The sequence below is a fragment of the Methanoculleus sp. UBA208 genome (genome assembly GCF_002498065.1).
Classification (GTDB): Archaea; Halobacteriota; Methanomicrobia; order Methanomicrobiales; family Methanoculleaceae; genus Methanoculleus.
Genome location: NZ_DAFZ01000080.1, coordinates 1 through 13139 on the forward strand (window position 1 = coordinate 1; position 13139 = coordinate 13139).

General features: G+C 61.5%; 15 protein-coding genes and 2 tRNA genes. 12 read left to right on the forward strand and 5 right to left on the reverse strand.

What is annotated here, in order from left to right; translation table 11 throughout:
• Positions 1-64: 64 nt before the first annotated feature.
• Positions 65-892, forward strand: a complete 828-nt coding sequence (locus BRA62_RS08480; RefSeq protein ID WP_292366137.1) for a PAS domain S-box protein — start codon at positions 65-67, stop codon at positions 890-892.
• A gap of 36 nt (positions 893-928) precedes the next feature.
• Here BRA62_RS08480 and BRA62_RS08485 read toward each other — a convergent pair.
• A tRNA-Arg gene (locus tag BRA62_RS08485) sits at positions 929-1000 on the reverse strand.
• A gap of 52 nt (positions 1001-1052) precedes the next feature.
• Complete coding sequence (hypD, locus tag BRA62_RS08490; protein WP_292366138.1) at positions 1053-2084, reverse strand: hydrogenase formation protein HypD; 1032 nt, start codon at positions 2082-2084, stop codon at positions 1053-1055.
• A gap of 46 nt (positions 2085-2130) precedes the next feature.
• Between hypD and BRA62_RS08495 the strand changes: the two genes are divergently transcribed.
• The gene (locus BRA62_RS08495; protein ID WP_292366139.1) at positions 2131-3168 is read left to right on the forward strand and encodes a mechanosensitive ion channel family protein; all 1038 of its coding nucleotides are present in this window, start codon (positions 2131-2133) and stop codon (positions 3166-3168) included.
• A gap of 1 nt (position 3169) precedes the next feature.
• On the opposite strand, the gene BRA62_RS08500 is transcribed toward BRA62_RS08495, so the two are convergent.
• The gene (locus BRA62_RS08500; RefSeq protein WP_292366140.1) at positions 3170-4096 is read right to left on the reverse strand and encodes a radical SAM protein; all 927 of its coding nucleotides are present in this window, start codon (positions 4094-4096) and stop codon (positions 3170-3172) included.
• Between the two features lie 206 nt (positions 4097-4302).
• Here BRA62_RS08500 and BRA62_RS08505 point away from each other — a divergent pair, with 206 nt between their 5' ends.
• From BRA62_RS08505 to BRA62_RS08545, 9 genes are all read left to right on the forward strand, one after another.
• The gene (locus BRA62_RS08505; RefSeq protein ID WP_292366141.1) at positions 4303-5034 is read left to right on the forward strand and encodes a sugar phosphate isomerase/epimerase family protein; all 732 of its coding nucleotides are present in this window, start codon (positions 4303-4305) and stop codon (positions 5032-5034) included.
• 80 nt (positions 5035-5114) lie between these two features.
• Positions 5115-5187 (forward strand) — tRNA-Thr (locus tag BRA62_RS08510).
• Between the two features lie 137 nt (positions 5188-5324).
• Complete coding sequence (locus BRA62_RS08515; protein ID WP_292366142.1) at positions 5325-5654, forward strand: nucleotidyltransferase family protein; 330 nt, start codon at positions 5325-5327, stop codon at positions 5652-5654.
• Entirely contained in the window at positions 5651-5995 is a 345-nt protein-coding gene (locus tag BRA62_RS08520) for a DUF86 domain-containing protein (RefSeq protein WP_292366143.1), read from the forward strand. The genes BRA62_RS08515 and BRA62_RS08520 overlap by 4 nt, the downstream gene beginning before the upstream one ends.
• 110 nt (positions 5996-6105) lie before the next feature.
• Positions 6106-6543 carry an FKBP-type peptidyl-prolyl cis-trans isomerase gene (locus tag BRA62_RS08525; protein ID WP_292366144.1) on the forward strand — a complete coding sequence of 146 codons (438 nt, stop codon included), beginning with the start codon at positions 6106-6108 and terminating at the stop codon, positions 6541-6543.
• A 145-nt stretch (positions 6544-6688) separates the two neighbouring features.
• Positions 6689-8380, forward strand: a complete 1692-nt coding sequence (locus BRA62_RS08530) for a bifunctional metallophosphatase/5'-nucleotidase (RefSeq protein WP_292366145.1) — start codon at positions 6689-6691, stop codon at positions 8378-8380.
• Positions 8381-8492: 112 nt separating this feature from the next.
• Positions 8493-8771 (forward strand): ferritin family protein, encoded by a 279-nt coding sequence (locus BRA62_RS08535; protein WP_292366146.1) that lies wholly within the window; start codon positions 8493-8495, stop codon positions 8769-8771.
• A 140-nt stretch (positions 8772-8911) separates the two neighbouring features.
• A complete protein-coding gene (gene hepT, locus BRA62_RS08540; RefSeq protein WP_292366147.1) occupies positions 8912-9328 on the forward strand; it encodes a type VII toxin-antitoxin system HepT family RNase toxin in 417 nt (138 codons plus the stop codon).
• Complete coding sequence (locus BRA62_RS08545) at positions 9319-9711, forward strand: nucleotidyltransferase domain-containing protein (protein ID WP_292366148.1); 393 nt, start codon at positions 9319-9321, stop codon at positions 9709-9711. The genes hepT and BRA62_RS08545 overlap by 10 nt, the downstream gene beginning before the upstream one ends.
• Before the next feature lie 183 nt (positions 9712-9894).
• On the opposite strand, the gene BRA62_RS08550 is transcribed toward BRA62_RS08545, so the two are convergent.
• Positions 9895-10071: a hypothetical protein gene (locus BRA62_RS08550; RefSeq protein WP_292366149.1), complete on the reverse strand. Its 177-nt coding sequence runs from the start codon at positions 10069-10071 to the stop codon at positions 9895-9897.
• A 57-nt stretch (positions 10072-10128) separates the two neighbouring features.
• Positions 10129-10953, reverse strand: coding sequence for an SDR family NAD(P)-dependent oxidoreductase (locus BRA62_RS08555; RefSeq protein ID WP_292366150.1), 825 nt, complete (start codon positions 10951-10953; stop codon positions 10129-10131).
• Positions 10954-11149: 196 nt separating this feature from the next.
• On the opposite strand from BRA62_RS08555, the gene BRA62_RS08560 reads away from it, so the two are divergent.
• A complete protein-coding gene (locus tag BRA62_RS08560; RefSeq protein WP_292366151.1) occupies positions 11150-12988 on the forward strand; it encodes an AMP-binding protein in 1839 nt (612 codons plus the stop codon).
• Positions 12989-13139 lie beyond the last annotated feature (151 nt).

Below are 13139 nucleotides of genomic sequence, written 5' to 3' on the forward strand. Positions count from 1 at the left end.
TCGAAGAAGGAACTGCTCGCGATGCCGTTCGCCGACCTGATCTCCCCGCAACAGAAAGCCGGATTTGTCGAGTTCATCAAAAAAAAAGAGCGATCTTCCATCCGAGTGCCGGCAGACCTGCACCGCATCGCTCATATCAAGGGAAGGAACGGAGATCCCGATGGAGATCACCGTCCGGTCGGTCACCTTCGGCGGAGAGCAGTACCTCGTGGCGATTGCGCGGGACATTGCCGACCGGGTCCGCACCGAGCGGGAACTCAGGATAAAGGAGACCGCTCTCGAATCGTCGACAAACGGCATCCTTATCGCCGATCTCAGCGGAGCCGTTATCTATGCCAACCGGAGTTTTGCCTCGATGTTCGGGTACGGCGAGGATGGAGCGGTCACGGAAAGAAACCTGGAGGCATTTTTTGCAGACCCCACCGTCGGAGAAACGATTACGGGGCATCTTCTTGACGACCATGCAATCATGCAGGAGACGATCGGGCTGCGAAACAACGGGTCTCCGTTTCACATCCAGGTCTCGGGCAGCGTCGTGCAGAACGACGCCGGGCAGCCGCTCTGCATCATGCTGATCGTTATGGACATCACCGGGCGGATTCTCACCGATCAGATGAAGCGGGAGACATACGCGCAGCTCGGGAAGAATATCGAACAGTTTGCCATTCTCGGCGATCACATCCGGAACCCGCTGCAGGTGATCGTCGGGTATGCGGAGATGATCGACGACCCGCTTGCCGAGAAGATCCTCGAGCAGTCGCGCCGGATTGACGAGATCATCACCGAACTCGACCGGGGATGGGTCGAGTCGGCGAACGTCAGGCAGTTTTTACGGAAGCACGGGGACGGTACGGAGCCTTCCGTACAGGCGTTTTTACACTCATGGAAATAAGATCCGCCCTGACGGACATTCGACCAAAACAAGAAACGCCCCGGCCGGGATTCGAACCCGGGTCGAAAGCTCCGGAGGCTTTCAGGATATCCACTACCCTACCGAGACTGCCATATTATATTGTTCTGTATGGTATAAAAGGCCAGCGGAGAGGAGGGTTTCAGGCCCTCCTCGACTCATAGAGCTGCCAGATCTTGCACGCTCCTTCGTGGCTGACCATGCAGGGGCCCACGGGAGTGCGCGGGGTGCAGGCCTTCCCGAAGAGCCGGCAGTCGGAGGGCCGGGCGACGCCGCGCAGCACTTTGTCGCAGATGCAGGCGAAGTGCTTGTCCACGTGCCTGATCTCGATATCGTGCTTCTTCTGGGCGTCGTAGCCCTCGAACTCCGGCTTCAGGCGGAGGCCCGATGCCGGGATCACGGGAAAGCCGCGCCACTCGACGTCGTACGGCTCGAAGACCTCGTACATCAGGCGTTTCGCCTTGACGTTCCCTTCCCGGGTGACCACGCGCGGGTAGGCGTTCTCCACCCGGTGCGCCCCCTCGCGGACCTGCCGGACCGCCATCAGGAGGCCGAGGAGGATATCCTCCGGCTCGAACCCCGCGACGACCTGCGGGACGGGGAACCGTTCGTACTCCTGGTAGCCCATCACCGCGCAGACGTGCCCGGGTAGGATGAACCCGTCGAGCGCCGCCTCCCCCTGGGCGAGGAGCCACGCCATCGCGGGCGGGACGAGCCGGTGGCACGAGAGGATGGAGAAGTTCTCCGGCGGGCGGGAGAGGATCGTGGCGGCGACCGTCGGTGCGGTGGTCTCGAAGCCGACCGATATGAAGACGACCTCCCGGTCCGGCTCCCGCCGGGCGATCTCCACTGCCTTGTGGACGCCCTGCACCACCCGGACGTCCCCGCCGCTCGACTCGAGCGAGCCTTTCGACCCCGGGACACGCAGCAGGTCGCCGTAGGTGGCGACGGTGCAGCCACGCTCCACCAGGTCGAGAGCGGCGTCGATCTCGCCCTGCGGCGTGATGCAGACCGGGCAGCCCGGCCCCATCACGATCTTGAGCCGCTCGGGAAGGACGCTCCGGAGCCCGGCGCGCGCGATTGCCGCCTCGTGGGTGCCGCAGATATGCATGAGCGTGATATCCCGGTCGACGAGAGCGTGGAGCGCATCAAGGATTTCCTTTCCAACCGCCATGAATTATCATACTTATATTCCGCTGACAGCACATATTAGTACCGGAATGAACAGCATCATGTACGGAAGCGCGGTCGTCCTCTGCGGAATCATCGCAGCGTTCGTCGTTCACGAGGTCTTCCGGTGGCTTCAGAAGCGGGCCGACCTCACGGAATCGAAACTCGACGACATCGTGCTCTATTCTCTCGATAAACCACTTACGATTGCCATAATCGTATGTTCCGTCTGGATCTCCATAGCGCTCTTCGTCGACCCCGCGACCCTCCTCGGGGAGTACGCGTGGCTCTTCTCCGGGCAGTACTTCGCTGCGGCGGCAACCCTCATCGCGGCTTGGGTGGTTTCTTCGTTTGTCTACAACTTCATCAACCTCTACGGCAGGTGGATGGCGTCGCAGACCGAGACCGACCTTGACGACCGGATCATCCGGGTGCTCGAGGTCTCGGCACGCTATGTAATCTGGTTCGTCGCCATCCTCATGGTGCTCCGGATGCTCGATGTGGACATCACACCGCTCATCGCCGGTGCCGGGATCGCCGGCCTGGCGGTGGCGCTCGCTGCCCAGGATATCGTCTCCAACTTCTTCGGGGGTGCGGTCATCCTCGCGGATAAACCGTTCGCGGTGGACGATCGGGTCAAGATCGACGGCTACCTCGGGGACGTGATCGGCATCGGTCCCCGGAGCACCAGGATCAAGACGCTGGATCACCAGATGGTGACCATCCCGAACTCGAAGGTCTCGAGCAGCGTCATCGTCAACTACGCCATGCCGGACGTCAGGCTAAAGATCAAGATCCCGGTATCGGCTGCATACGGCAGCGACATCAAGCGCATAAAAGAGATCCTCATCGAGATCGGGCACGAGGCGGCGGCACGGTCCGAGTACGTCCTCTCCGATCCTGCGCCGTCCGTCTACTTCCTCGAGTTCGGAGCGTCAAGCCTGAACTTCATGCTCGTTCTCTGGGCAAAGGCCTTCAACCTGACCTGGGACGTTCAGGATTACGTGAACACGCGCGTCTACGAGCGGTTTGCGGAAGAGGGGATCGAGATCCCGTTCCCGCAGATGGACGTCCACATGCGGGAGTGATCTAGGTCGCCCGATAAAATACCCCTCTTTTTTCCCGAACCTGTTCGATCAGGCCCCGTGCTTCGAGGACGCGGAGGTGCTTTGCGACCTCGGCCGGACGGATGCCGAGGAGTGCGGCGAGATCTGCGGGCGTGCAGGGCCGGCGGCGGATGGTCGCGAGGATGATCTCTCCGGCATCCCCGCTCTCCGGCGGCAGCGCCCGGTCCGTGCAGGCCGCCCCGATCACCTCCCCGCCGAGCACCGCCGCGATCCGCTCGAGCGCCCCCCGGGACGCCGGCCTGACCCGGATATCGGTGCCCGGCCGATCGAGGGTGTTTACCTGCACGCGGTCGGGCTTGATTGCCGCAACGGCGTCTTTCAGGAGCTGGATCTCGTCCTCCGTGTCGTTGATGCCCGGGACGATGAAGACCTCGAGCCGGACCTCGCCGGTATACTCCCGGACGAAGTCAAGCAGCCCCTCGAGCACCCGCCCGGCGGTGAGGCCCGGGCAGGGGCGGTTGATCTTCAAAAAGGCCTCTTCGGAGACAGCATCGAGCGACGGCACCACGAGGTCCGCACGCATGAGGGCGGCCCGGACTTCCGGGTCCGTCAGGAGTGCGCTGTTGGTCAGCACCGCGACCCGGTAGCGGGGATACCGGTCTTTGATGAAGGCGATGATCTCGCCAAGCCCGGTGTGAAGCGTCGGCTCCCCTGACCCGGCGAACGTGATGTAGTCGAGATCCGGCCTCTTCGCGAGAAAATCGTCGAGTTCCGCGATGACCCGGCCGGTCGGGACGTACTCGCGCCGCTTGCAGGTCAGATCGGTCGTCCGCCCGCACTCGCAGTAGACGCAGTCGAAGGCGCAGGTCTTGTGCGGTACCAGGTCGATTCCGAGCGATATGCCCAGGCGCCGGGAGGGGACCGGGCCGAAGAGGTAACGGTATGCCATGAGGTTATCCGGAGTACTATCCGGCACAAGGGATCATCAGGGTTCACCTCTCTGCAACGACCCGCCGGAGGCCACCCCCTATCCCGGCCTGCAGATGTGGTCGGCCGGGGTGAAGGCCGCCGGGTTGACCCACGTTCCGGCGAGGCGGGATACGCCGGGAGGTGCCTGTTCCTAACCTATTTATCGTCCCGGCCGGAACATTCTGTATGTTTGGCGTCTCCACCTACTGCCTTCATCGCGAGCCGCTCTCTAGCGCGCTCGAGAAACTCGCTCCCGTCACCGATTGCGTGGAGGTGATGGATGACGGGCTGCACTACCTGGAGAGCGCGGAACCGCTCGAGAGTTACTCGTATCTCTACTTCATCCACGCGCCGTCCCGGGGGGTCAACATTGCAAGCCTCCTCGAGCCCATCCGGCGGGCGAGCGTCGAGGTCCTGACGCAGACGTTCGCCGTCGCCGCCGAGATCGGGGCGGACGTGGTCATCCACCCGGGCTACTATGCGTGGCGCGAGGAGCGGGAGCGGGCGGTGGAGAGGTTCCGGCAGTCGCTTTCCGAACTCACGGCGGCGGCCGAAGACCTCTCGGTCACATTCTTTGTGGAGAACATGGGGGACTGGGAGTACTTCTTCCTGCGCTCCTGCGAGGACCTGCCGCTCATCAACGGGATCGGGCTTGCGCTCGACGTCGGCCACGCGAACCTGAACGGGTGCCTGGACGGTTTCCTCGCCCACCCGGCGGCGCACTACCACCTGCACGACAACGACGGCACCGGGGACACGCATTCGCCGGTCGGGGCCGGGACGATCGATTTTTCAGCCGTGATGGACGCCGTCGAGAGGGACAACGTCATCCCCATCGTCGAGGTGGATACCCTCGACGGGGTGACCGCCAGCATCGGCGCGCTGGAGGCGATCGATGCCGCCGCGCAGGGCGAATAAGGCCGGTCCTGCCCGGTTCCTTGCCCGGTTTCGGCCGTAACCTTTTATAGGGTAAACCTCCAACATAATTGGTGCGTCACGCCTCAGTGGCTCAGCCGGTAGAGCGTGTCCTTGGTAAGGACAAGGTCGCGAGTTCGAATCTCGCCTGAGGCTTGAATATTGCTCCTTTTTCGAAATTAAGAACCAATTTTATCCCGTCTCTCGCGGAGAGGAAGCCCTCTCTACTGGCAAAACCTCATATCTCGTGATGGCAAAGAGTTATCATCGGTAAATCCCGGAGGCGATCGATAGTGAAGGAGTACCAATCCATCAAGTCCAAGGTTCTGGCCCTTCTTGAGCGCGAGCTCCCGACCCTCCGGGAGAAGTATGGTATCGAAACAATCGGTATTTTCGGCTCCGTATCGCGTGAGGAGGATACACCTGAATCGGACGTGGACGTAGTATACTCGTTCCGTCCGGAGATGGACACTTACGAGAATCTGCTGGATTTAGGGGATTTTCTTGAGGATCTGCTCCAGAGAAAAGTGGATCTGGTTTCCGTTGAGTGGATGAGCGAGGGATTGCGCGTATGTGTGATGAGAGAGGCCATCTTCTGTACGCGTGAGAGGGGTACAGCATGACAGAGTTGCGGTTGCGATACTACCTTGCAGATATTTACGAGCAATCTGAAAATATCATGAAGGCAACCGAACGAATGAGTTATGAGGAATTTCTCGGAGATTCGTTGTACAACGCGGGTCTCATCAGATTTTTCGAGATTATCGGGGAAGCAGCAAAACATGTTCCAGATGACTTCCGGGACGAATATCCGGACATTCCGTGGAGAAAAATCTCAGGACTTCGTGACAGGCTGATTCATGATTATCCAGGCGTGAATTTGAAATATGTCTGGACTCTGGCAACTGTGGAAATACCTATTCTGCACCGGCAAATTGGAGATATTCTCACCGATTGGGAATAAAAGTCTTTTACAATAGAGGGGTTTGACAACGCCCATTCAGGGGCATGCTTCAGAAACCCGTCTCATTCCCAATGAATTAAACCCCTGCCCGACAAACCGATCAGGCACCTATGGCACCCGTGACAGACGGCGACACCCTGCTCCTGCACTTCACCAGCACCCGCCCCGACGGCGAGGTCTTCGAGGATACCCGATCGGGCGAGCCGGTCCGGGTAACCCTTGGAGCGAACCAGATCAATCCTCTCTTCGAGGAGGCGCTGATCGGCAAAGAGCCGGGCGAGACGGTGGCCGTGGTGCTGCCCCCGGAGAAGGCCTACGGGAAATTCCGCAGGAAACTCGTCGTAACGATAAAACGCAAGAAACTCAAACTCGACCACGAACCGGTCCCCGGGGAATTCCTCAGGGTCGAGGTGATGGGAAAACCCTGCCTGGTGACCGTACTTGACGTGGACGACAAAAGCATCACCGTCGACGCCAACCATCCGCTCGCGGGAGAGACGATCACCTACGCGATCACCGTCGAGGCAATCCTCCCCCGGGACGGCTGAGCGGCTCCTCCCCGGACAACCGGGATGGACCCCGCCGCGCCGGACCGGGAGTTATATCGATCTGGTCGCATAAACGCCCTCTTTCTTCGTTTCCGCCCGGATCTATTCCGGCTGGTATTTATGCCGTCGGAGATGACCTCTTTTTATGACAGCCGGTTCGTCCACAGGCGGCAGATCGCCCCGGCGGCAGGCGATCATCGGTTTACTGGTTCTCCTGCTCATCGTTCTCGTCCCCATCGCACTTTCGGGTTATCTCTACCCCGACCCCGAACCGGTACACGTGAAGATCCTCGCGGTCAACGACTTCCACGGGCAACTGCCCGCCGGGCAGAACCTCGACGGCGAACCGGCCGGGAGCGCGCCGGTGCTTGCGTCGTACCTCGAATGCGCGATGGCGGATGCCGGCGAGGCCACGACGTTCATCGCTCTCCCCGGAGACGTCGTCGGAGCGTCGCCACCGGAATCCGGGCTGCTGCTGGACGAACCCACCCTGCTGTTCTTCAACGGCCTCGCAGACGACTGCCCGGGCATGATCGCAACCTTCGGCAACCACGAGTTCGACCGGGGCACGGACGAACTGCTGCGGATGGTCCGCGGCGGGAACGGTGCGACGACCATCACTCACCTGGCGGACCCCTACCCGGGTGCGGCAGCGGAATACATCTCTTCAAACGTGGCCTGGAAGGCAAACGGCACTCTTCTCGCCGCTCCCTACACGATCCGCGACGCCGGCGGCGCACGGATAGCGTTCATCGGTGCCGATACAACCGAAACGCCCTCGATACAGAAGGCGGTCAACATCGAACAGGTCGTCTTTAACAACGAGACCGAGTCGATCAACCGCTACGTCCCGGAGATCCAGCAGAAGGGAGTGCATGCGATCGTCGTCCTCCTCCACGAGGGCGGCTCGCAGGACCCCTACGACGGTCCGACCCGGGAAGGGGGCAACGTGACGGGCAGGGTCGCCGGGATCGTCGCCGGCCTTGACCCGGACGTGGATGTCGTCCTCTCGGGCCACACCCATGCATTCACCAACGCCTACCTGGAGAACGCCGGCAAAAACCCGGTGCTGGTGACGCAGGCATACAGCTACAGCAGGGCGTTTGCCGACGTCGATCTCGTCATCGACCCCGTCACAGGGGAGATAACTCGTAAATCGGCACGGATCGTCCCGGCATACAGTGACCGGCCGCCCGGCACCAGCCCCGACCCGGCGGCCTCTCTGTTGCTTGATATGAGCGAAGAGGCGGTCGGACCGCTGACTGACCGGGTTGTTGCAGTTGCATTGGCGGATATCACGCGGCTGCAGACCGACGCCGGCGAATCCGCGCTCGGCAACCTGGTCGCCGACGGTCAGCGGGCAGCGATGAACGCCGATATCGCGTTCATCACCACCGGCTCGCTCCGGGCGGACGTAGCGGAGGGCAACGTCACCTGGGGCGACCTCTACTCCGTGCAGCCGTTCTCTGCGACCGTGCTCTCGATGACCATGACGGGCGACCTGGTCAGGGACGTGCTGGAACAGCAGTGGCAGACCCCGCTGCCGCCCCACAACCTCGCCGTCTCCGGGCTATCGTACACGTTCGACGATGAAAGACCTGCGGGCGGCAAGATCGTCGAAGTCCGGGTTAACGGCGCTCCTCTGGACCCGAACGCGGAATATACGGCGGCAATGGTCGATTTCCTCGCGACCGGCGGCGACGGGTATACCGTCTTCAGGAAAGGTACGAATATCGTCAACGGCCCGTTCGACGTCGATGCACTGGTCGCATATATGGAATCTCTCCCGGAGCCGGTGGCCGCGAAGGCGGATGGAAGGATCACGATGATCGCGTGAAGGGGCTGTCCATTCACGCAGCCGGCCCAACCTATAAATAACGCCCCGCCACATGAGCCCCCGGAGGTCATCTGACATGCCCGAATTTGCACAACCGTTCTCCGGGAACCATATGGAGCGTAAGCTGGACCGGGGGGAGCTCATCCGGACGATCCGGTTCTCGATCGCCGCCGAGTACGAGGCGATCCAGCTTTACAACCAGATTGCCGAGTCGACCGACGATCCGCTGGTCCAGAAGGTGATGCGCGATATCGCGGACGAGGAGAAAGAGCATGCAGGGGAGTTCCTGCGGCTTCTCCGGGAGATCGAGCCCGCTGAAGAGGAGTTCTACCAGCACGGCTACGAAGAAGTCGAGGAGATGATCGAGGAGTTGAAGAAAGGCGGGAAGTGATTGCCCTTCCATGGCGGGGATTCGTGAAGGTTTGCCGCCGATCGCATCCGGCGCCGGAAACCCCGCCCGTCAGAGCCGGTTTTCACGACGCTTTCCTAAAAAGCATACACTCAAATACGACTTCGGGTGAAACTTCAGCGATGGAAACTCACACCGGAACGATCGCGGAGAGGGTGGTGCAGAAATGCGAGATGCTGATCGACCGGGTGGAGTTTATCGATCTGCACTTCTCCGAAGAGATCCTCACCGACAGGATACTCAGGAAGGCAATGTACAAGGAGTTCCAGGAAGCGGTCGAAGCCGCGGCCGACATCTGTGCCCTCATGAGGCGCAGCCTGGACTCTTCGGCGCAGGACGACTACAGCAACGTCGACTACCTGGTCGAACGGGAGATCGTCCCGGCGGATCTCGGCAAAGCCCTGAAGGAGGCAAACGGGCTCCGGAACAGGCTGGTCCATGAATACGACGGCATCAACGACCGGATAGCGTATGCCTCAATTGCACGGCTCACCGAAGCCCTGCGCGAATTTTCCGGGGTGATACTCACGTGGCTCTAGAGGTAACCGATACAGCACTCCTTGAACACTTCCGCGAGGTGCTGCCGTCCATCAGGGGTATCCTCGTCTACGGGTCGCATGTCAAAGGCTATGCAGACGAACGCTCAGACATCGACATCTGCCTCATCCTGCACGAGAGCGCCGACCGCGCTCCGGTCTACAGGCGGATACTCACGGCGGGAGAGCGCTATGATATCGTCATCTTCGACGAGATCCCCTGGTACCTCAGGGGCGCGGTTCTTGAGGCGCATACGGTGCTCTACGCCGACGATCCAGACGATCTGGACTACTGGCTCTATCGGCAACTTGCCGTCTGGCGCGACATGAAGCGCCGGCAGATGCCGGTCTCATCCGGGGATCTGCTCCGCCGCGTCCGGTCGTGACCGCCTGCTCAAAAGAAGTGTTCCCGCCGTCGCAAAGGTTCCGGATCCTGTTTCGACCGTTCCCGGAGATCACCTGGAGCGCAAAATCGCTTGCCGGCACGGCAGGTAATCGAGAAGGAGTTCTACCAGCACGGCTACGAAGAAGTCGAGGAGTTGAAAGCCGGGAAGTGATCTTCCTTCCCGTCACCTGATCCTGCAGGATTCGTCATAGGATTTCTTGCAGTCGGGGCAGAGCGTCCGTGCCTTCTCGAGGTCCGGGTAGTTCTCTTCGGTGATCTCGTCGCAGGCCGCCCCGCAGATCTCGCACCAGAACTCCTTCGTCTCCTCTTTTTCTTTGCCCTTTATGCTGCGTCTTGTCATGTGATCCATCCTCCGTGGGGGTTACCGCTCTCCGTCATCGGTTATCATGCTTTCGCGTCACCACTGCCCGATCCCGGTAAGATCGAGCCCCACCTCCCAGAACCGTTCCTGAACCACCGGGTCGAGGGCGAGGGACGACGGCTGGGTCCACCGGGTCTCCTCGAAGTAGCCGCCGTTCATCGTCCCGGCTTCGGGGGAGGTTGCGAGGTACGTCTCCACCTTCGCCCCCTGTTCCGGCGGGGCGCCTTCATTCCCGCCGTGGATATAGGCCCGGAGGAGCTTCGTGTCGATCACCCCCGGGTGGAGGCTGTTTGCCCTCACCCCCGTCCCCTCGAGGGCCCGGGCGAGCCGGGCGGTGAAGGCGATGACCCCTACCTTCGATACGGCGTAGGCATCATAGGGGTCGTAGTTCGAGAAGCCCGGGAGGTTTCCCCAGTCGATCGACCCCACGCTCCTGTGGGCGATCGACGCGACGTTCACGACCCTCGCAGGAGTGCTCCTCGCAAGAAGCGGAAGAAGCTCGTGGACGAGCAGGACCTGCGAAAGAAAGTTCACGGCAAACGTCATCTCAATCCCGCCGGGTGCAACCTCCCGTTCCGGCATGAAAACGCCGGCGTTGTTGACGAGGACGTCGAGCCGGTCGTACGTCCCGGCGACCTCTTCTGCCAGATCCCGGACTCGCTCCTGCATCGAGAGGTCGGCGATGAAGAGGGCGAGCCGGTCGGAGCCGGTGGCCGCCTCCAGTTCCGCGAGGACTCTCTGGCCCTTCTCACGGTCCCTGCCGTGGAGCAGCACGCGGTGACCCTTTTCGGCCAGGGCGCGTGCGGTCGCCTTTCCGATACCGTCCGTCGAGCCCGTAACGAGGATAGTCTGCTCCGCCATATATGGCCCGATGCACAGTGTCTCTATTTGAACATGGTGGTGCAGGAGGCCGGTGCGCAGCTTCTTCCCGGGCCGGCGGACCGGATCGTCACCCGGCCGGCATCCGGGCCGGATGCACCGCGATGGTGCAGTTCCCCCGGATCGTGGTGCACGGCAAATCAAAAAGGTGATATGCTGCACCACAAACCTGTACTGCATGGTGCGATACTCGGTCACGATGGATGACGGCCTCGTGAAGGCGATCGACAGAATGCGTGAATTCCGGGGAATGTCCCGGTCGGAATGGCTCAACGAACTCTGCAAGAAGTACCTCGATGGTGCATCGGCAAACGGCGTGCAGGCCGAGGTCCCCGCGGGGGTAATGCCTGCCAGCGTCCGGGAGCCGAACATGACCGACTACGAGGCCGCCTGCGCCAACTTCACGATCGACGTCCCCGAACACTTCAACTTCGGCTACGACGTGATCGACCGGTGGGCCGAGACCGACCGGAACAAGCTCGCCATGATCTGGGTGGACCAGGAGGGGAACGAGAAGAAATACTCCTTCCGCGATCTGCGGTATCTCTCCAACGGTGCCGCGAATATCCTCCTCAAATACGGCATCAAGAAGGGCGACCGGGTCATGCTGATGCTCCCGAGGGTCCCGGAGTGGTGGATCTTCGTCATCGCGCTCACCAAGCTCGGGGCGGTCTTCTGCCCCTGCCCGACGATGCTGACTCCAAAAGACATCAAATACCGGGTGCAGGCCGGGAAGTTCCGGATGATCATCACGAACTCCGAGAACGCCGCGAAAGTCGACGAGGTCGCCAACGCCTGCCCGCTGCTCGAAACCCTGTTCCTGGTGGACGGGGAGCGCGAGGGCTGGGCGAGCTACCCGCACGAGCTCGAGTACCCCGCACCGGTATCGCACCACAAGGTCAGCATGCCGGTCGCGAAGAAGCCGAAGTCGACCGACCCGATGATGATCTACTTCACCTCGGGCACCACCGGCGAGGCCAAGATGGTGCTGCACGACCACTCCTACCCGCTCGGGCATATCATCACCGCCTCGCTCTGGCAGGACGTCACGGAAAACGACCTTCACCTGACCTTCTCCGATACGGGGTGGGCGAAGTGCGCCTGGGGCAAGATCTTCGGCCAGTGGATCGCCGGAGCCTGCATCTTCGTCTACGACATCCGGGGGAAGTTCGGCGCGACCGAGCTCCTCCCGCTGATCGAGAAGTACGAGGTGACCACGTTCTGCGCACCGCCGACGGTCTACCGGATGCTGATCCTCGCCGACCTCGACAAGTTCGACTTCCGGGATCTGCGGCACTGCTGTAGCGCCGGCGAACCGCTCAACCCCGAGGTGATCCGCGTCTGGGAAGACGGCACCGGGCAGCCCATTTACGAGGGCTACGGCCAGACGGAAACCGTCTGCTGCATCGCCACGTTCCCCTGCATGATGCATAAGCCCGGCTCCATGGGAAGGCCTGCCCCGGGCTGGCATATCGAGCTCCACGACGACGACGGCAACCCGGTCGGCCCCGGTGAAGAAGGGCGGATCGCGGTAAAACTCGACCCCCGGCCGGTCGGGCTCTTCGTGGAGTACCTGGACAACCCCGAAGCGAACCGGGAGTCGTTCCAGAACGGGTTCTACTACACCGGCGACAAGGCGCGTATGGACGAGGACGGCTACTTCTGGTTCATCGGGCGCGACGACGACGTCATCAAGTCCTCCGGCTACCGGATCGGGCCGTTTGAGGTGGAGAGCGCGCTCATGGAGCACCCGGCCGTCCAGGAGTCGGCGGTCGTCGGGTCGCCGGACCTCATCCGCGGGATGGTCGTCAAGGCCTTCATCGTCTTAAAGCCCGGCTACCAGCCGTCCGAGTCGCTGGTCAAGGAACTCCAGGCCCACGTCCGGAATACTACCGCCCCGTACAAGTACCCGAGGGCGATCGAGTTCGTCCAGGAACTCCCGAAGACTATCTCCGGAAAGATCCAGAGGAACGTCCTGCGGGACCAGGAACTGCGGAAGAGCAATAACGGGAGCTGAGAGGGCTCCATTCTTTTTTATTTGGGCGACGCCACCGGTGCGCTGTGGTGCTCGGACGCAGTTCTTGTGCAGTATCATATGCGGCACAGATTTGCACCGGAGGTGCGCAACTCGCACTTGATGGTGCTTAGGAGGTGATCCTAAAATTATA